This is a genomic window from Streptomyces sp. NPDC091371, from assembly GCF_040684275.1.
Taxonomy (GTDB): domain Bacteria; phylum Actinomycetota; class Actinomycetes; order Streptomycetales; family Streptomycetaceae; genus Streptomyces.
The window spans coordinates 244,331-262,352 of the sequence record NZ_JBFBFP010000004.1 but is presented as its reverse complement, the minus strand read 5'-3'; the positions used below and the strand labels follow the sequence as shown (position 1 = coordinate 262,352).

General features: G+C 72.6%; 21 protein-coding genes. 15 read left to right on the top strand and 6 right to left on the bottom strand.

Annotation, left to right across the window (positions count from 1 at the left end):
* Positions 1–30: 30 nt before the first annotated feature.
* Entirely contained in the window at positions 31–1,539 is a 1,509-nt protein-coding gene (locus AB0O21_RS08070; RefSeq protein ID WP_365167659.1) for an MFS transporter, read from the bottom strand.
* A gap of 148 nt (positions 1,540–1,687) precedes the next feature.
* On the opposite strand from AB0O21_RS08070, the gene AB0O21_RS08065 reads away from it, so the two are divergent.
* The 3 genes from AB0O21_RS08065 to AB0O21_RS08055 are packed head-to-tail and all read left to right on the top strand — an operon-like array spanning position 1,688 to position 3,149.
* On the top strand, positions 1,688–2,137 hold the full coding sequence (locus AB0O21_RS08065) for a MarR family transcriptional regulator (protein WP_365167656.1): 450 nt from the start codon (positions 1,688–1,690) through the stop codon (positions 2,135–2,137).
* An 11-nt stretch (positions 2,138–2,148) separates the two neighbouring features.
* Positions 2,149–2,520: a DUF4180 domain-containing protein gene (locus AB0O21_RS08060; RefSeq protein ID WP_365167653.1), complete on the top strand. Its 372-nt coding sequence runs from the start codon at positions 2,149–2,151 to the stop codon at positions 2,518–2,520.
* Positions 2,517–3,149 carry a HutD family protein gene (locus AB0O21_RS08055; RefSeq protein ID WP_365167650.1) on the top strand — a complete coding sequence of 211 codons (633 nt, stop codon included), beginning with the start codon at positions 2,517–2,519 and terminating at the stop codon, positions 3,147–3,149. The genes AB0O21_RS08060 and AB0O21_RS08055 overlap by 4 nt, the downstream gene beginning before the upstream one ends.
* Here AB0O21_RS08055 and AB0O21_RS08050 read toward each other — a convergent pair.
* The gene (locus AB0O21_RS08050; RefSeq protein WP_365167648.1) at positions 3,043–3,948 is read right to left on the bottom strand and encodes an EamA family transporter; all 906 of its coding nucleotides are present in this window, start codon (positions 3,946–3,948) and stop codon (positions 3,043–3,045) included. The genes AB0O21_RS08055 and AB0O21_RS08050 overlap by 107 nt on opposite strands.
* A gap of 19 nt (positions 3,949–3,967) precedes the next feature.
* On the opposite strand from AB0O21_RS08050, the gene AB0O21_RS08045 reads away from it, so the two are divergent.
* Positions 3,968–4,471 (top strand): MarR family transcriptional regulator, encoded by a 504-nt coding sequence (locus tag AB0O21_RS08045; RefSeq protein WP_365167645.1) that lies wholly within the window; start codon positions 3,968–3,970, stop codon positions 4,469–4,471.
* 103 nt (positions 4,472–4,574) lie between these two features.
* The gene (locus AB0O21_RS08040) at positions 4,575–5,231 is read left to right on the top strand and encodes a DUF4360 domain-containing protein (protein ID WP_365167643.1); all 657 of its coding nucleotides are present in this window, start codon (positions 4,575–4,577) and stop codon (positions 5,229–5,231) included.
* A 7-nt stretch (positions 5,232–5,238) separates the two neighbouring features.
* Here AB0O21_RS08040 and AB0O21_RS08035 read toward each other — a convergent pair whose 3' ends face one another.
* The 3 genes from AB0O21_RS08035 to AB0O21_RS08025 all read right to left on the bottom strand — a co-directional run bounded on the left by AB0O21_RS08035 (position 5,239) and on the right by AB0O21_RS08025 (position 8,323).
* A complete protein-coding gene (locus tag AB0O21_RS08035; RefSeq protein WP_365167641.1) occupies positions 5,239–6,291 on the bottom strand; it encodes a LacI family DNA-binding transcriptional regulator in 1,053 nt (350 codons plus the stop codon).
* Between the two features lie 130 nt (positions 6,292–6,421).
* The gene (locus AB0O21_RS08030) at positions 6,422–7,843 is read right to left on the bottom strand and encodes a glycoside hydrolase family 16 protein (RefSeq protein WP_365167639.1); all 1,422 of its coding nucleotides are present in this window, start codon (positions 7,841–7,843) and stop codon (positions 6,422–6,424) included.
* A 249-nt stretch (positions 7,844–8,092) separates the two neighbouring features.
* Positions 8,093–8,323, bottom strand: a complete 231-nt coding sequence (locus AB0O21_RS08025) for a hypothetical protein (protein WP_365167636.1) — start codon at positions 8,321–8,323, stop codon at positions 8,093–8,095.
* Between the two features lie 257 nt (positions 8,324–8,580).
* Here AB0O21_RS08025 and AB0O21_RS08020 point away from each other — a divergent pair, with 257 nt between their 5' ends.
* A complete protein-coding gene (locus AB0O21_RS08020; protein WP_365167634.1) occupies positions 8,581–8,835 on the top strand; it encodes an acyl-CoA carboxylase epsilon subunit in 255 nt (84 codons plus the stop codon).
* Between the two features lie 50 nt (positions 8,836–8,885).
* On the opposite strand, the gene AB0O21_RS08015 is transcribed toward AB0O21_RS08020, so the two are convergent.
* Positions 8,886–10,517, bottom strand: coding sequence for an FAD-dependent monooxygenase (locus tag AB0O21_RS08015; protein ID WP_365167631.1), 1,632 nt, complete (start codon positions 10,515–10,517; stop codon positions 8,886–8,888).
* Positions 10,518–10,794: 277 nt separating this feature from the next.
* Between AB0O21_RS08015 and AB0O21_RS08010 the strand changes: the two genes are divergently transcribed.
* From AB0O21_RS08010 to AB0O21_RS07970, 9 genes are all read left to right on the top strand, one after another.
* Positions 10,795–11,892: a SchA/CurD-like domain-containing protein gene (locus AB0O21_RS08010; RefSeq protein WP_365167629.1), complete on the top strand. Its 1,098-nt coding sequence runs from the start codon at positions 10,795–10,797 to the stop codon at positions 11,890–11,892.
* Positions 11,893–11,977: 85 nt separating this feature from the next.
* The gene (locus AB0O21_RS08005) at positions 11,978–12,421 is read left to right on the top strand and encodes a cupin domain-containing protein (RefSeq protein ID WP_365167626.1); all 444 of its coding nucleotides are present in this window, start codon (positions 11,978–11,980) and stop codon (positions 12,419–12,421) included.
* Positions 12,418–13,689 carry a beta-ketoacyl-[acyl-carrier-protein] synthase family protein gene (locus AB0O21_RS08000; protein ID WP_365167623.1) on the top strand — a complete coding sequence of 424 codons (1,272 nt, stop codon included), beginning with the start codon at positions 12,418–12,420 and terminating at the stop codon, positions 13,687–13,689. Before AB0O21_RS08005 ends, AB0O21_RS08000 begins: the two co-directional genes overlap by 4 nt.
* Positions 13,686–14,927: a beta-ketoacyl synthase N-terminal-like domain-containing protein gene (locus AB0O21_RS07995; RefSeq protein WP_365167620.1), complete on the top strand. Its 1,242-nt coding sequence runs from the start codon at positions 13,686–13,688 to the stop codon at positions 14,925–14,927. The genes AB0O21_RS08000 and AB0O21_RS07995 overlap by 4 nt, the downstream gene beginning before the upstream one ends.
* Positions 14,928–14,974: 47 nt before the next feature.
* Positions 14,975–15,229: an acyl carrier protein gene (locus AB0O21_RS07990; RefSeq protein WP_365167617.1), complete on the top strand. Its 255-nt coding sequence runs from the start codon at positions 14,975–14,977 to the stop codon at positions 15,227–15,229.
* 1 nt (position 15,230) lies between these two features.
* Positions 15,231–15,713 (top strand): SRPBCC family protein, encoded by a 483-nt coding sequence (locus tag AB0O21_RS07985; RefSeq protein WP_365167615.1) that lies wholly within the window; start codon positions 15,231–15,233, stop codon positions 15,711–15,713.
* A 37-nt stretch (positions 15,714–15,750) separates the two neighbouring features.
* Complete coding sequence (locus tag AB0O21_RS07980) at positions 15,751–16,092, top strand: TcmI family type II polyketide cyclase (protein ID WP_365167612.1); 342 nt, start codon at positions 15,751–15,753, stop codon at positions 16,090–16,092.
* A 200-nt stretch (positions 16,093–16,292) separates the two neighbouring features.
* Complete coding sequence (locus AB0O21_RS07975) at positions 16,293–16,925, top strand: NAD(P)H-dependent oxidoreductase (RefSeq protein WP_365167773.1); 633 nt, start codon at positions 16,293–16,295, stop codon at positions 16,923–16,925.
* Positions 16,926–16,988: 63 nt separating this feature from the next.
* Complete coding sequence (locus tag AB0O21_RS07970) at positions 16,989–17,912, top strand: MurR/RpiR family transcriptional regulator (protein ID WP_365167611.1); 924 nt, start codon at positions 16,989–16,991, stop codon at positions 17,910–17,912.
* The last annotated feature ends 110 nt before the right edge of the window (positions 17,913–18,022 follow it).

Sequence of the window (18,022 nt, the reverse complement as noted above, 5' to 3'; positions counted from 1 at the left end):
CCGTGCGCGACACGCGGCGGCCGGGGCGACTCAGACGGTCGCGTCGGCCTTCTCCGGGCTCGGCTTGGCCGTGGCCGTCGCCTCCGGTGCGGCGGCCGCCACCGTGCCCTGCCCGCCCCGCAGGCCGAACCGGCTGATCAGCGCGACCAGGGCGAAGGCCACGGCCCCGATCGCGAAGGTGAGCGTGAACCCGGACTCGGCGGGCAGCGGAGGCACGCCCGCGGGCAGGTGCTCGATGGTCTTCGACGCCAGGATCGTGGTGACGATCGCGCTGCCGATGGCGCTGCCCGTGGAGCGGGAGATCGAGTTGATGCCGTTGGCGATGCCGCTCTGGTGGTGCGGGACGCTCGACATGATCACGGCGGGCATGGCCGCGTAGCCGAAGCTCACGGCCGCGCCGACGACGAGGCCGGCGCCGATCACCGAGGCGGTGTGCGCGTGGTCGAGGGCCAGCCAGCCGAACCCGGCGGCGCCGAGCCCCGCGGCCAGGGCCAGGGTGACGCGCGGACCGCGGTGGCGGACCAGCTGGCCGCCGATCGGGGAGGCGAGCAGCGAGACGATCGCGCCGGGCAGCAGGAACTGGACGGACGCGCGCAAGATAGACGCGCCGAAGCCGTAGCCGGTGAGGGCCTCGGGCATCTGGACGAGGTAGGAGACGCCCAGGAAGTTCGCGAACATCCCGAAGCCGACGAGGATGCCGGCCAGGTTGGCCATGAGCACCGGGCGGTGGACGAACATCCGCATGTCGACCAGCGGCTCGCGGACCTTCAGCTCGGTCAGCACCCAGACGGCGGCCATGACCGCGGCTCCGGCGAAGCTGCCCAGCGTACGGCCGGAGGACCAGCCCCAGTCGTGGCCCTGCGAGATCGGCAGCAGGAGCAGCAGCAGCGTGAGGCCGAGGGTCAGCGCGCCGAGGAAGTCGGTGCGCCCGCCCGTCTTGTGCCGGGTCGCGGGGACCAGGAAGACCACGGCCAGCAGGGCGAGGACCGCGAAGCCGGTCGCCATCCAGAAGGCGTTGCGGTAGTCGGCGCCGGAGCCGGAGGTGAGCAGGCCGGTGGCCACCAGGGCGAGGCCGCTGCCGAACGCGAGCGTGCCGCTGACCAGCGCCATCGCACCCGGCAGCTTCTGCGGCCGGACCTCTTCGCGCAGCACCGACAGGGCCAGCGGGAAGATCGCGGTGGCGGCTCCCTGGAGCACCCGGCCCAGGATCAGCAGCGGCAGCGAGGAGGCCAGCGCGGCGATCACGGAGCCGGCGACCATGACGCCGAGCACGGCGACCAGGGTGGGCTTCTTGCCGTGCTGGTCACCGAACCGGCCGAGCAGCGGGGTGAAGACGGCCGCCGAGAGCAGGGTGGCGGTGGTCACCCAGCTCACGCCGGCGGTCGTGGCGCCGAGGTCGGCGCGGATGAGGCCCAGGATCGGGACCGGCAGGGTCTGCATCATCGACACGACCATGGCGGCCAGGCTCAGGGCGAAGACGATGACCGTCTCGTTCCTGCGCCCGGTGGCCGGGGCGGCTGAGGTGGAGGGGGTGCTCATGGCGGGCAGGACCTTCTTCGGACTTCGGAGAGCTTCAGGGCGGAGATGTTTGAGGTCATCAAGCAACTCGATCGAAGGTAGACCTCTATAGTTAAGGTGGTCAAGTAAACAATTGATAATGTGAAGCATCCTGGGTACGCTCCAAGGCATGAGCGACACCGCCGCCCCGCACGCCCCCGCCAAGCTCCAGCTGCTGGAACTGCTCGCCGCCATCGGCACCGCCCAGTGGCGCGACTTCGCGGCCGCAGCCTCCCGCTACGGCCTCACCTCCACCCAGGCCCGGGTGCTCGCCCAGCTCGACGGCCCCGTGCCGATGCGCGGCCTCGCCGCGCTCCTGGTGTGCGACGCGTCGAACGTGACCGGCATCGTCGACCGCCTGGAGGCCCGTGAACTGGTGCGCCGCGAGCCGGCCCCCACCGACCGCCGCGTCAAGAACGTGGTCGCCACGGACGCGGGCCGCGAGATCATCCGCCGCGTACGGGAGGAGATGCAGGCGACGCACGGCGCGCTGGACACCCTCGACGAGGCCGAGAGCGCGACCCTGTACGCCCTGCTGGAACGCCTGCGTCCCACGATGGAGAAGGACGCCCTGAAGTAGGCTCGGCCCCCATGAGCGCTCTGCGGACGATCAACGACGTACCGGTGCTGGTGTGCGAGGCCGAGGGTGAGGTCATCGCGGGCGAACGCGAAGCACTGGACTGCATAGGGAACGCCGGATACCAGGGTGCCCAGTGGGTGGTCATCCCCGCCGGGCGCTTCGATGAATCGTTCTTCCGGCTGAGCACCCGCGTCGCCGGCGCGATCATCCAGAAGTTCGTCCAGTACCGGATGGGGCTGGTCGTCCTCGGGGACATCTCCCGCCACACCGAAGCCAGTTCGGCGCTGCGGGACTTCGTCCGCGAGTGCAACCGCGGTACCCAGACCTGGTTCCTCGCCGACGAAGCGGAACTGCGCGCGCGGCTGGCCGGGGTGGGGGCGTGAGCGACCGCCTCAAGGTGCGCGTCCTGCGGGCCGCCGATCGCGCGGCTTCCCTCTGGAAGAACGGCGGGGGAGTCACCCGGGAGATCGCCGTCCTCCCCGAGGGCGCCGGCATGGACGATTTCGTCGTGCGGGTGAGCCTCGCCGAGGTGGCCGCCGACGGGCCGTTCTCCGCCTTCCCCGGGATCGACCGGACCCTGACCCTGGCCGAGGGTGCGGGCATGGACCTCACGGTCGGTGGCCAACGCCGCCTGGTGGACGAGCGGTTCGCGCCGCAGCACTTCCGCGGGGACGAGCCGACCGAATGCCGGCTCCTCGCCGGCCCCGTCGTCAACTTCAACGTGATGTACCGCCGGGGCGCCGCCGGGGTCCAGACCGCCGTCGTACGGGGCGACCTCACGGTCAGCGTCACGACGGACGAGGCCGTCCTGGTGGTCGCGCTCCAGGAGCCGGTCGCGGTCGAAGCACCCCTGGGTGAGGCCCTCACCCTGGACCCGTACGACGCGGTGCTGCTGGAGGGCTCCCTCATCGACCTCGTACGGATCTCCGGGCGCGCGGCGGTCGTACGGCTGCGGCCGCTGCCGTCCGGGCGGAAGGGCGGCCGAGCAGGATCCCTCCCAAGGCCAGCATGAGCCCGCACACCTGCTGCGGGCCGAGGCCCTCGCCCGCGATGGCCGTGCCGAGCAGGACTCCCGTCACCGGGTTGAGCAGGCCGAGCAGGCCCACCGTCGCGGCGGGCAGGTGCCGCAGGCCCGCGAACCAGGTGACGAACGCGAGCGCCGTCGCCACCACCGTGGCATAGCCGAATCCCAGCAGCGCACGCCCGTCGAGGGCCGGCGGCGCGCCCTCCACGACCACGGCGAGCGGCAGCAGCACCAGGCCGCCGCCCAGCAGCTGCCAGGAGGTCGAGGCGAGGAGCCCGGCCTCGGCGCTCCACCGCTTGGCCAGGACGTGGCCCAGCGAGGACGTCCCGATCGCGGCGACCGACGCGAGCACGCCGATCGCGTCGAGCGCGACGGCCGAGGTGAGCAGCATCAGGCACACGCCGCCCACGCCGACGGCGGCACCGGCCACGTGCCGCACCCCCGGCCGCTCGCCGATGAGGGCCCAGGCGACCAGCATCACGACCAGCGGCGCGGTCGCCATCACGGTCGAGGCCACGCTCGTCGGGAGCCGCTGGGCCGCGAGGTAGACCAGCGTGAAGAAGCCGCCCATGTTGAGCACGCCGAGCAGGAGCGACTTCCACCACCAGGACCCGCTGGGAAGCTGCCGGCACATGGCCAGGAGCAGCAGCCCCGCGGGCAGTGCCCGCAGCACCGCTCCGTACAGCGGAGAGGCGGCGGGCAGGAACTCCCGCGTGACGAAGTAGTTCGCCCCCCATGCGATCGGCGCGACGGCCGCGACCAGGGACCACCGCAGATTGGCTTCCATGGAAGGTAATATATCTTCCATGGAAGCCATTGACCATGTAGCCCGGATCCAGGCCGAGTGGGCCCGCGAGCGGCCGGATGTGGACGTCAGCCCCCAGGCCGTGATCGGACGGCTGCACCGCCTCGGCCTGCTCCTGACGGAGCAGCTCTGCCTCGTCTACCGCCGCTACGGCCTGAGTGAAGGGGAGTTCGACGTCCTCGCCGCGCTGCGGCGGGCGGGCGAGCCCTTCGAGCGGGCACCCGGCGAACTCGCCGCCCACACCATGGTGACCACGGGCGCCATGAGCAAGCGGATCGACCGGCTCGAACGCGGCGGCCTCGTCACCCGGAGCCGGTCCGCCGCCGACGGCCGGGGCCGCGTGGTCGCGCTCACCCCCGCAGGACGGGACCTGATCGACCGGGCCTTCACCGAGCACATGGGCAACGAGCGCCGCCTCCTCGAAGGCCTGGAGGCGGGGGAGGCGGCGCAGCTGGAGCGGATCCTGACCGGGTGGCTGGCGAAGATCGAGCCGCCGAACCCATGACCGGGGTCAACGACGTGAAGGGCTGCGGCCATAGAGGTGAGAGCGGGGCCGTGTAGCCCGCGCCGACCGCCCCGCGCGGCCGCGGGGCGCTATCCATGACGACGTGATCAAGTCGCTTCGTACCGGGTTCACCGCAGCCGCCGTGACCGCAGCCCTCGCCACCCTCACCCCCTCGGCCGGGGCCTCCCACGCTCCCTCGGCCCCCACCGACCAGGTGCGCGTGGACGTCGCCACCGTGAACGGATCGGGCTGCCGGCCGGGCAGTGCCGCCGTCGCCGTCGCGCCGGACAACTCGGCCTTCACCGTCACCTACAGCGAGTACCTGGCCCAGGCCGGCGGGGGCGTCTCCGCCGTCGAAGGCCGCAAGAACTGCCTCCTGTCCCTCGTGGTGCACGTGCCGCAGGGCTTCACCTACGCCGTGGCCCAGGTCGACTACCGGGGCTTCGGCAGCCTCCAGCCGGGCGCGATCGGCACGCAGAAGGCGAGCTACTACTTCCAGGGCATGAGCCAGACCGCCCAGCGCACCCACAAGTTCAACGGCGCACTCGACGACAACTGGCAGGCCACCGACACCACGGGCATCGAGGCGCTGGTCTTCGCGCCCTGCGGGGAACAGCGCAACTTCAACATCAACACCGAGCTGCGGGCCGAGGTCGGCAGCTCGGACCCGTCGAAGCTGAGCTTCATGGCCCTCGACTCGACGGACGGCAGCATCAACAGCGTGTACCACTTCTCCTGGAAGCAGTGCCCCGTGCGCTGACCGGTCCTCAGGCCGACGCGCGTCGCACCAGTGAGGTGGCCGTGACCACCGATCCGGGCGCGGCGCGCTGCTCGTGGCCCCCGCCCAGGGTCTCCAGCAGCAGACGTGCCATCAGCCGGCCCATCCCCTCGATGTCCTGGCGTACGGTCGTCAGCGGCGGATCGGCGATCGGCGCCACCGCCTCGGCGTCGTCGAACCCGACCACCGCCACCTGTGCCGGAACCGTACGGCCGCGCTCCCGCAGGACCCGCAGCGCGCCCGTCGCCATGAGGTCGTTCGCGGCGAACACCGCGTCGATGCCGGGGCAGCGGTCGAGCAGTTCACCCATGGCCCGGGCCCCGCCCGCCGCGGTGAAATCCCCCTCGGCGACCAGCTCGGCGCCGGCGGCCGGCAGCACGTCCCGGTAGCCGCTCAGCCGGTCGGCCGCGGAGGTCTGGTCGAGCGGGCCGGAGATGTGCGCGATCCGCTCGCGCCCCTGCGCGACCAGGTACCGTACGGCCTCGCGCGCGCCGCCCCGGTTGTCCGCGTCCACGAACGCCACGCCCCCGGACCGCCCGGGCTCCCCGGAGCCGTCGGTCCAGCCCGGCCGGCCGCCGTACACCGTGGGCACGCCGATCCTGCGGGTGATCTCGGGCAGCGGGTCGTCGGCGTGCAGGGAGAAGGCGAGCGCCCCGTCCACGTGCCCGCCGGCGAGGTAGCGCTCGATCCGCTCGTAGTCGCCCCGGTCCTCCACCAGCAGCAGCACCAACTGCGTGTCGTGCGCGGTCAGTTCCTTGCTGATACCGCGCACCTGGCGGGAGAAGAAGGGGTCGGAGAAGATCCGGGTCTCCGGCTCGGCGATGATCACCGCCACGGCCCCCGTGCGCCGGGTGACCAGCGTGCGGGCCGCCGGATTGGGCACGTAGCCCAGGTCCCGGACCGCCTCGCGCACCTTGTCCGCCAGGTGCGCGCGGACCCCGTCGCCGCCGTTGACCACGCGGGACACGGTGGCCCGGGACACCCCGGCGCGCGTCGCCACCGCCTCCAGGGTGGGCCGGTTCCCGGGACGCTGTTCGGGCACGGGCGCTCCTCCTGGGTGTCCGCGGGCGGTCGCCGCGCCGGGCAGCAGGGTAGCCCGTACCGCGCGGAGGCCGGGGGCGCTCCGTGCGGTACGGGCCGTCCGCGGCGCCGTCCTGTCCGGTCCGGTGCGGTCAGTGGCCGAAGTCGAACCAGTTGACGTTCACGTAGTCGGCGCCCTGGCCGCTGGTGAAGGTCAGGTAGACGTCGTGCGTGCCCGTGACGCCGCCGATGTTCGCCGGAACCGTCCGCCAGCTCTGCCAGCCGCCGGTGTTCGCCACGGAGAAGCTGCCGATCGGCGCGCTGGTGCGGCTGTCGAGCCGGACTTCGACGAGCCCGCTGACCCCGCCGGCCGCGCCGGAGGCGACCCGCCCGTAGAACTGCCGCGCGGCCGTGGACCCGAAGTCGACGCCCCGGAAGAGGGCCCAGTCGCCGTTGCCGATGGCGGCGAGGTTCTGGCCGCCGCCGGTGTCGGAGGTGGTCTCCCTGGCCACCCCCGCCTGGTCGTCGTACGACTCGGCCTGGATCGCCGCGTACGCGTCACGGTGGCCCGCCGGAGGGGTCGTGGGCGGGGTCGTGGTCGGCGGCGGCGTAGTGGGGGTGCCTCCCGTCGAGCGGAGCACGGACACGTAGTCGACCACCATGGGGTGGCCGGGCTCGGTGCCCGCGTCGGGCCCGCCGCCGAAGGCGTCCGGGAACCCGCCGCCCATGGCGACGTTCAGGATGAGGAAGTAGCCGTGGTCCGTGGCGTTGGTCCAGGTCGCCGCGTCCACCTGGTTCGCGCGCACGGTGTGGAAGACCAGCCCGTCGACGGCGAAGCGCATCTCCTCGACGGCCGTCGACCTGTCCCACTCCACGGCGTACGTGTGGAAGCCGCCCTGGCAGCCGGTGCCCGGGCAGACCCGCTGGCCGCCGATGCCGGAGGTCTCGTTGCAGGGGCCGCCGGGGCTCGTGCCGCAGTGCATGGTCGCCCAGACGTTGTTGATGCCCTGGACGTTCTCCAGGATGTCGAGCTCGCCGATGCCCGGCCAGTTCCACCAGTTGCCGCGGTACGGGGCCCCGAGCATCCAGAAGGCCGGCCAGTAGCCCTTGGCCGCCGGGCCCGTGACGTTCGGCATCTGGATGCGGGCCTCCACGCGCAGCCTGCCGCCCGCGGCCGGCCGGAAGTCGGACCGCCTGGTCTCGACGCGGCCCGAGGTCCAGTTGCCCGCGGCGTCCCGCCTCGGGGTGATCCGCAGGTTGCCCGCCCCGTCGAGGGAGACGTTGGCGGGGTCCGCGGTCATGGTCTCGATCTCGCCGGTGCCGAAGGCCGCGGGGCCGCCGGGGTAGCTCGTACCGGTGGTGTACTGCCAGTCGGCGGTGTTCACGCCGGAGCCCGCGGGCCCGTTGAAGTCGTCCAGGAACACCTGGGACCAGCCGGCCGGGGTGGGGGGAGCGGCGGCGCCGGCCGGCAGGGTGGCGGCGGCCGCGGCGGCCACGACCACGGCGACCGTACCGAGCGCGGCTAATACGGCCCGCCGTGCGGCCGGCCGCTTCCTACGGGATGTCTCTCGCATGGGTGCCCTCTCTGATGCGCCGTGCGGCGCGGTGCGGGGGGAAGAGCCAGGGGAGTTCGCCGTTCGGGAGCCGTCTGAGAGCGCTCTCAGACGGTGCCGCTGGACACTGTGCTCCCCAACCGTCGGGCCGTCAAGAGATGGAACCGGGAAAGGGCCTGCGGGGCGGAGCGGTGCACTTGTTGAACGCTCGCACGCCGAGGGCGGGGCGGAACGCCGCGTCACCCGTCAGGCCCAATCCTCCGTTCGACTTCAGTAGGCCGGGCCGAGAACCTCCTGCGCGCCCGGGAGTTCGTGCACGGAGGCGGCCTTCCCCGTGAGCGGCAGAAGGGAGGAGAGCGGGCAGACCACGGGCATCTCGTGGTCCACCTCCCACTCGCCGACCGCGTTGCGGCCGCCGCCGCGACCACCGCGGTCGGTGGTACAGACGGCGTACAGCTGACCGGCGCAGCCCCGGCAGAACAGGGGCAGATGGGCGCTCACGCCGGCTCCGCACGCGCGGCGGCCGGATGGCTGGGCGCGTTCCCCCGAGTGCCGGGTGCGCCGCGCGCTTGTAGCGTCGATCGCGTCAGGAGTCCCGGTGATCCGGAAGGACTCCGCAGGCCGGTTCGCATCCGCGGAACACGTCCCGCCGGCGCGCCGAGCCGCACGTGTGCAGCCCGCGACGGCGCCGAGCCGGTCCGCCCCGCACGCCCCGACGACCGGGCGCACGCGCAGCCCCCGTGAGAGAGGCCGTGCTGATGACGAACGACGCCCCGATAGCCCCCACCGCCCCGACCGCGAGCCTGTTCCGCGTCGAGAAGGGCCATGCGGAGCCCGAGGAGCTGGCCGCGATCGCCCTCGTGGTCGCCTGCTGCGCGCGGCGTACCTCCGGCGGCGGGAACGGCGCCGGCGGCGGCGCCCCGGGCCGGTCCGGATCCGCGGCGAAGGGCGCCGGGCGCCGCCCCGCCCGGTCGAACACCGGCTGCTGGGCAGGCTGCTGGGCCTGCCGCTGAACCCCCTCCGCCGGCCGCGCGCACGGCCGGCGGAAGGGAGAGCGAGGTGGTCACGCCCGGCGCAGCACCGTCGAGAGGGCGTTCCGCAGCGCGGCCCGGGCATCAGGCACGGCGCCCTCCGAGCGCCACGCCACGAACCCGTCCGGCCGTACGAGCACCGCGCCCTCGGCGCCCATCCCGTGGACCTCCGCCCAGTCGGCGCCGCCCTGGGGGACCAGGTCCGCGTCCGGCCCGGAGCCGATGGCGTAGGCGTCCAGCCGCGCCGACAGCTCCGCGGCCACCTGCTCGCCGGCCGCCCGCCACGGCGTACCCGCGCCGCTGAGCAGCACGAACGAGCGCTCGTACAGGTCCAGCGAGGAGATCCGCTCGCCGGACTTCGTCAGCCACATGTGCGGGGCGCGGGTGCCGGTGTCGCCCTTCAGCCGCAGCTCCTCCGGGATGACCGGCCGCCCGGGGTCGCCGCCGACGACCGCGCCCTCGGGGTAGCAGTAGCCCATGGCCGTCGTGAGGACCCCGCTGCCGGGCCCGCCGCCCATCGTGGGCGGCGGGGCGTACCCCGGGTGGCTGTGCTCGGCCGAACGGGCCGAGGCGCGGGCGCTCGTGGCGATGGCCACCGGAAGCCGCTCGGCCTCGTAGGTGTCGAGGAGCTCCATCCCGGCCGTGCCGTCGAGCACCGCGGCGATCTTCCAGGCCAGGTTGTGCGCGTCCTGGATGCCGGTGTTGGAGCCGAACGCGCCCGTGGGGGACATCTCGTGGGCCGCGTCGCCCGCCAGGAACACCCGGCCCACGGAGTACTGCTGCGCCACCCGTTCGGCGGCGTGCCACGGCGCCTTTCCGCCGATCACCACGTCCAGGTCGGGCACGCCGATCGCGGCCCGGATCTGCTCCTTGCAGCGCGCGTCGGTGAAGTCCTCCAGCGTCTCGCCGTCCTCCGGGTGCCAGGGCGCGTGGAAGACCCACTGCGTGCCGTTGTCCACCGGGAGCAGCGCACCGTCGGCGCCCGGGCGCATCAAGTAGCAGACGATGAACCGCAGATCGCCCAGCACCTCGGGGAGCATCTGGGAGCGGAAGGTCACGCTCACGTTGTGGAACAGCTCGCCGCCACCCGTCTGGGGGATGCGCAGCTGCTCCCGGACGGGGCTGCGCGGCCCGTCCGCCGCGATCAGGAAGTCCGCGCGCACGGTGGTGTGCTCGCCGGTCTCCCGGTCCTTCACGACGGCGCTCACCCCCGTCGCGTCCTGGTCGAAGCTCATCAGCTCCGTGGAGAAGCGGATGTCGGCGCCCTGCGCGCGGCTCTGCGAGGCGAGCACCGGCTCGATGTTGTTCTGGCTGCACAGGCACCAGCCGGTCGGGCTGAACCGGCTCAGCGCCCCGGACGGGTCGATCGCCTTGATCAGCCAGTTGTGGTCGCCGTCGACCAGGGACGTGGCCTGCAGAATGCCCTGGTTTCCCTCCAGTACGGAGGCGGCCCGGCGGATCGCGGGCTCCGCTCCTGCCGTGCGGAACAGCTCCATCGTCCGGGCGTTGATGCCTCGGCCGCGCGGGTGTGCGGACGTACCGGAGTGCTTCTCGACGAGCAGGTGCCTCACTCCGTGGCGGCTCAGGAAAAGCGAGGTGGACAGGCCCACGAGCGAGCCGCCCACGACGAGAACCGGTACGCGAACATCGGCTTTGTCTTCCATCAGCTGAGGGCTCCTGTTTTCTGTGTGGGGGAGTGGAGTCTTTATGCCACCGATCGGAGATCAGGCCCGGTTGATTCGCCGGTTGTCACCCGCTTGATCCGGACATGTAGCGGTACGCCCTCACCCGGACGACGATGAGCGACAGCGGCGCCCCCGACAGACGCGCCAGGCCTGCCGTTCCCGACCGAGACGGCCGCCGGCCCGGGTGGACGCCACCGGTGACGGACGAGGGGTCCGTACGCGATGGATCTCCACCCCCTCATGAAGGAGTGAGTAGATGACAACCACCCTGTCCGAACGGGTGTCGCAGTCAGCCTTCGACGGCTCCATGCTCCGGGTCGTCCTGCTGATGGACCTCCACGAGGGGACCCAGCAGCAGTTCTTCGAGGCGTACGAGCAACTCCGCCACGACATCGCCTCCGTCCCGGGCCACATCAGCGACCAGCTGTGCCAGTCGTTCGAGAATCCCTCCCAATGGCTCATCACCAGCGAGTGGGAGAGCGCCCCGCAGTACCTCGCCTGGGTCAACAGCGAGCACCACGCCGAACAGGTGAAGCCGCTCGGGGCCTGCGCCCGGGCCATGCGCCCGCTCAAGTTCACCGTCCTGCGCGAGACCGGCCGCGGCTACGACCAGGCCTCGCGCCCGGCCGCGGCCCGGCTCCAGCCCGTGCCCCGGCTCGGCGCCGGCATCGTGCACCACGCCCTGACCTTCACCGTCAAGCCGGGCAGCGAGAAGAAGGTCGCGGACATCCTCTCCAGCTACGCCTCCCCGGCGGCCCGCGTCGACGACCACACCCGCCTGTGCCGCACCTCGCTGTTCATGCACGGCAACCGGGTGGTACGGACGATGGAGGTCCAGGGCGACCTGATGGCGGCCCTGCGGCACGTCTCCGAACAGCCCGAGGTGCGCGCCGTCGAGGAAGCCATCAACCCCCACCTCGAACAGGACCGGGACCTCGGAAACCCCGAGTCCGCCCGCATGTTCTTCATGCGCGCGGCCGTCCCCGCGGTCCACCACATCGCGGCCGAGGAGCCGGACTCCGCCGACGTCACCCGCCACGCGCTCTTCTACCCCGCCAAGCCCGGCTGCGGCGCCGCGCTCGCCAAGTTCCTGGCCCGGCAGGACGAGGCCGCCGCGCACCTGCCCGCGCACCCCGTTCGGAGCAGCAGCATCTTTCAGCGCGACGACATCGTCGTCCGCCTGATCGACGTGAGCGGCCCGCTCGACGCCGACCCGGGAGCGGCCCTGGGCGCCTCGGGACCGCGCAAGACGGCGGTGCTGGAGCGCCTGATGGACGCGCCCGGCGGGCGGCCCCGCGCCGCGCGCCACACCATGAACCTCATCACCGACCGCCGGGCCCCCGCGGACTCCTGATCCGCTGCGCTCCCCCCACCGAGACCACCCCGAGCCCCACCCCACATCCCCGTCCAGGCACCCCACAGGCCAGGAGGAACCCGCCATGACCAAACAGCGCCCACGCATCGTGGACCTCAGCGAGACGCCGCCCAACCGCAGGCGCGGAGGCGACCTGAGGGCCGTGCTCACCCCGACCTCGGTGGGCTCCACCAGCGGCTTCATGGGCATGGCGATCATGGCGCCCGGGGAGTCCATCGCCGAGCACTACCACCCGTACTCCGAGGAGTTCGTGTACGTGGTCGCCGGCCGGCTGGAGGTGGACCTCGACGGCGAGGCCCATCCGCTGCGCACCGACCAGGGCCTGCTCGTCCCGCTCAATGTCCGCCACCGGTTCCGCAACGTCGGGGGCACCGAGGCCCGCATGGTCTTCCACCTCGGCCCGCTCGCGCCGCGCCCGGAACTCGGCCACGTGGACACAGAGGAGGCCCCGCACCCGGAGAGCACCGCGTGGGAGCAGCCTCCGGACCGCACGGGAGTGGTCTCGTGACCCGCCGCCGGGTGGCGGTGACCGGGGTCGGCGTCGTCGCCCCCGGCGGGATCGGGGTCTCGGCCTTCTGGGACCTGCTGTCCAGCGGCCGTACGGCGACCCGGGGCATCACCCTCTTCGACCCGGAGGGGTTCCGCTCCCGGATAGCCGCGGAAGTCGACTTCGACCCCGCCGAGCACGGCCTCACCGACGAGGACGCGGCCCGCGCGGACCGGTACATCCAGTTCGCCCTGGTCGCGGCCCGCGAGGCGCTGCGCGACTCCGGACTCGACCTGACCACGGACGAGGCCTGGCGGACCGGGGTCTCCCTCGGCACCGCCGTCGGCGGCACCACGCGCCTGGAGCACGACTACGTGGCCGTGAGCCAGTCGGGCGCCTGGTGGGACGTCGACCACCGGCTCGCCGGACCTCACCTGCACCGGGCGTTCACGCCCGCCACCCTCGCCTCCGCGGTCGCGGAGCAGACGGGTGCGCGCGGCCCGGTGCAGACCGTCTCCACCGGCTGCACCTCCGGACTCGACGCCATCGGGTACGCCGTGCACTCCATCGCGGAGGGCCGGATGGACGTGTGCATCGCCGGCGCCTCCGACTCGCCCATATCGCCGATCACCGTGGCCTGCTTCGACGCCATCAAGGCGACCTCGCCGAACAACGACGACCCGGCCCACGCCTCCCGGCCCTTCGACGCCGACCGGGACGGGTTCGTCCTCGGCGAGGGCGGCGCGGTCCTCGTCCTGGAGGAGATGGAACACGCCCGCGCCCGCGGTGCGACCGTCTACTGCGAGATCGGCGGCTACGCCACCTTCGGCAACGCCCACCACATGACCGGTCTCACCGCCGAGGGCCTGGAGATGGCCCGGGCGATCGAGACCGCGCTGGCCCAGGCCCGCGTCGGCGCCGACGAGATCGACTACGTCAACGCGCACGGCTCCGGCACCAAGCAGAACGACCGCCACGAGACGGCGGCGGTCAAGCGGGTCCTGGGAGAGCACGCCTACAAGACGCCGATGACCTCCATCAAATCCATGGTGGGCCACTCCCTCGGCGCCATCGGCGCGATAGAACTCGCCGCCTGCGTCCTCGCGATGAACCACCAGGTGGTCCCGCCGACCGCCAACTACGAGACGCCCGACCCCGAGTGCGACCTGGACTACGTCCCCCGCACCGCCCGCGCCCGCACCCTGCGCAACGTCCTGTCCGTCGGCAGCGGCTTCGGCGGGTTCCAGTCCGCCGTCGTCATGTCCCGGCCGAAGGAAGAGGTGTCATGACCAGCAGCCGTACGGTCATCACGGGCATCGGGGTCGTCGCGCCCAACGGCATCGGCGCCGACGCCTTCTGGAAGGCGACCCAGTCCGGCCTCAGCGTCCTGGACCGGGTCACCAGGGCCGGGTGCGAGCACCTTCCGCTGCGCGTGGCCGGCGAGGTGCGCGGCTTCGACCCCGGCTCGATGGTCGAGGACCGGTTCCTCGTCCAGACCGACCGGTTCACCCACCACGCGCTCGCCGCGGCCGACCTCGCCCTGGAGGACGCCCGGCTCGGCCGCGCCGACTACGAGGACGACCCCTACTCCATCGGGGTCGTCACCGCGGCCGGCTCCGGCGGCGGCGAGTTCGGCCAGCGCGAGCTCCAGCACCTCTGGGAGCAGGGGCCGCGCTACGTCGGCCCGTACCAGTCCATCGCTTGGTTCTATGCCGCGAGCACCGGCCAGGTCTCCATCCGGCGGGGCCTCAAGGGCCCCTGCGGGGTGGTGGCCAGTGACGAGGCGGGCGGACTGGACGCCTTCGCGCACGCCACCCGGGCGATCCGCCAGGGCAGCCGGGCGATGCTGGCCGGCGCCACCGAGGCACCGCTGGCGCCGTACTCGATCGTCTGCCAGCTGGGGTACGAGGGACTGAGCACCCGGGACGACCCCGAGCGGGCCTACCGCCCGTTCACCGCCAAGGCCTGCGGGTACGTGCCCGCGGAGGGCGGCGCGATGTTCGTCGTCGAGGACGAGGAGGCCGCCCGGCGCCGCGGGGCCGCCGTACGCGCCGTACTGGCCGGCCACGCCGCGACCTTCACCGGCACCCTGCGGCCGGAGGAGTCCGGCGAGGGACTCGCCCACGCGATCCGCGGCGCGCTCCGGGAGGCCGGCTGCGCCCCGGAAGAGGTCGACGTGGTCTTCGCGGACGCGCTCGGCACCCCCGAGGCGGACGCGGCCGAGGCCGCGGCCATCGCCGACGCCCTCGGCGGACACGGACGCAAGGTGCCGGTCACGGCCCCCAAGTCCGGTACCGGCAGGGCCTACTGCGCGGCGCCCGCCCTCGACACGGCCGCCGCGGCCCTGGCACTGGAGCACGGAGTCGTCCCGCCGACCCCCAACGTCTACGACGTGTGCCACGACCTCGACGTCGTGACCGGCAGCGCCCGCCCCGCGGAGCTGCGCACCGCGCTCGTGCTCAGCAGGGGCCGGATGGGCTCGAACTCCGCGCTCGTCCTCCGCAAGGGCTACCCGGCGCCCCTGTAGGCCGGAGGGACTCGTGCAGTCCCCTTCCAGGAAGAGAGAAAGCGACCATGTCCGACCGACTGACCCTGGAGGAGCTGGCGGCCCTGATGAAGACCGCCGGCATCACCGTCGACCCCTCCGAGATGGCGAGCCGTCCGGACTCCGCCTTCGACGACTACGGCCTCGACTCGCTGGGCCTGCTGGGCATCGTCGGCGAGCTGGAGAACCGGCGCGGACGGGCCCTGCCCACCGACGCCGACCGCTGCAAGACCCCCGGGGAATTCCTCGACCTCGTCAACAACAGCCTGATGACAGGAGCTTGAGATGGCAGGACACACCGAGAACGAGATCACCGTCAACGCGCCCGTCGACGTCGTGTGGGAGATGACCAACGACCTGCCGAACTGGCCGCAGCTGTTCAGCGAGTACGCCTCGCTCGACATCCTCGACCAGCAGGGGGACACCACCCGGTTCCGGCTGACCATGCACCCCGACGAGAACGGCACCGTGTGGAGCTGGATCTCGGAGCGGACCGTGGACCGCAAGGGCCTCCAGGTCCGGGCGCGGCGCGTGGAGACCGGCCCGTTCGCCCACATGGACATCCACTGGCAGTACTCCGAAGTGCCGGGCGGCGGCACGCGGATGAAGTGGACGCAGGACTTCGCCATGAAGCCGACGGCCCCGGTCGACGACGCGTGGATGACCGACAACATCAACCGGAACTCCAAGATCCAGATGGCGCTGATCCGGGACAAGATCGAGCAGCGCGACCCTGACGGCCGCGCCCCCGCCCACAGCCGTCTCTGAAGATCAGCCCGCACAGCAGCGAAAGGCGCACAGCAGGATGCACAGCAAGCACCGCGCTCTCATCGTCGCCCGCATGGCGCCGGAGTCGGCCCCCGACATCGCCGACCTGTTCGCCCACTCGGACGCCGGTGAACTCCCGCACCTGGTCGGGGTCACCCGCCGCAGCCTGTTCCAGTTCGGCGACGTGTACCTCCACCTGATCGAGTCGGACCGCCCGCCGGGTCCGGCCATCGCGAAGGTCACCGACCACCCCGAGTTCCGGCAGCTCAGCGACCGGCTCAGCGCGTACATCAGTCCGCACGACCCGGAGACCTGGCGCAGTCCGAAGGACGCGATGGCCCACGAGTTCTACCGCTGGGAGAACCCCGGCGCCAAGTGACACGGCGGCCCGGACGGGACCCGCACACCCGCGTGTGCGGGTCCCGCCGCGCGTTCCGCCCACCTACCGGCAGGAAGACCAGGGAAGACCAGGAGACGGTGATGACCCCGACCGACAACGACAACGACCACGAACCCGACCGCTTCCCGACGGATCCGGCCCGTCCGCACGAGGACGACCACGACCACGGCCGCGGCTCGCTGCGCGTCCTCGTCCTCTCCGGGTCCTCCCGCACCGGCTCGGTCAACGCGCGCCTCGCCTCCCTCGTCGCCGCCCAGATCGGCCGGGCCGGGGCGGTCGCCGACCCCGCCACCCTCGCCGACTTCCCGATGCCGCCCTACGACGGCGACGTGGAGGCGGACGAGGGGCTGCCGAAGGGGGCGCTGGCCCTGTGCGAGCGCATCGAGCTGGCGCAGGCGCTGGTCATCGCCTCCCCGGAGTACAACGCCTCCGTTCCCGGCGTACTGAAGAACGCCATCGACTGGGTCTCCCGCTACCGCCCGCAGCCCTTCAAGGACAAGCAGTCCCTGCTGGTCTCGGCCTCGCCCTCGATGGTCGGCGGCAACCGCGGGCTCTGGGCCCTGCGCGTCCCGCTGGAACACCTCGGAGCCCGCGTCTACCCCGACATGTTCAGCCTCGCCGGCGCCCACCACGCGTTCGGCGAGGACGGCGCCCTGGCCGACACGGGCCTCGGCGAGCGGCTCGGCGCGACGATCGGCTCCTTCCTCGACCTCGTCGAAGCGGACACCCGCTACCTGTGCCTGCAGCGCCGCTGGTACGAGTTCCTCGGCGACCGCACCGATGCCCCGGTGACCTCCCGCGCCCAGGATTGATCTTCACGGGGTGCGCCGTGAGCTATGTTGGAGCGCGAGCGTCGGTGAGAAGGAGGCCCTCCCGTGTCATCGGGGCAGCAGGCACGAGCGCAGGCGGCCGCGATCAAGCCGAGCGGCAGCGGCCAGTCGTCGGAGGAGGTCCGCCCTCCGGCCGACCGCCTCCTCGCGCTGTTCGACGGGCACCGGCTGTCCCCGGGCCAGCGCCGCATCGCCCAGTACCTGATCGACCACCTCACCGAGGCCGCTTTCCTCTCGATCACCGAGCTCGCCGAGCGGGTGGGCGTCAGCCAGCCGTCCGTGACCCGCTTCGCCGCCTCCCTCGGCTTCAGCGGCTACCCGGCCCTGCGTGACGTCCTCCAGCCGATCGCGCTCAGCGCGGTCGCCGGGGCCCCCGACACCCGCGAGCAGATCCGCCGCAACGAGCTGCAGGCCGCCGTCGACGCCGAGATCGAGAACCTGGAGAACGTGCGCCGGCTGCTCGCCGACACCAACCAGGTGCTCGACATCGGCCGCGACCTGGCGGCCTCGGTGCCCCTGACCGTGCTCGGACTGCGCATCTCGGTATCGCTGGCGGAGTACTTCGCGTACGCGGCCCGGCGCATCCACCCCGACGTACGGCTGGTGACCCGCGGCGGAAGCGTCGCCTTCGACGCCCTGCTCCAGTCCCGGGCGGCCGGCGGGACCTGGGTGCTGGCCTTCGCCATGCCCCGGCACGCCAAGGAGACCCTGGCCGCGCTCCGGTCCGCCCGCAGCGCCGGGCTGCGCGTCGTACTGATCACGGACCCCACCGTGGGCGGGCTGGTGGACGAGGCCGACGTGGTGCTCACCGCGGGGACCGGCTCGCGCCTGGTGTTCGACTCGTACGCGGCCCCCGGGATGCTCTCCGCGGCCCTGCTCCAGTCGATGGCCGACGCCGACCCGGAGCGCACGCAGGCCCGGCTGGAGCAGTACGAGCACGCTGCCGAGCAGCACCACTTCTTCCTGTAGGACCCACCCGACCCACCCGGGCCGGAGCGAACCGGCTGCGACCTGGACATATTCATGCCTCGACATGCATGAAATTTTTCATACCCTTGCTTACTCGACGGTATATATGT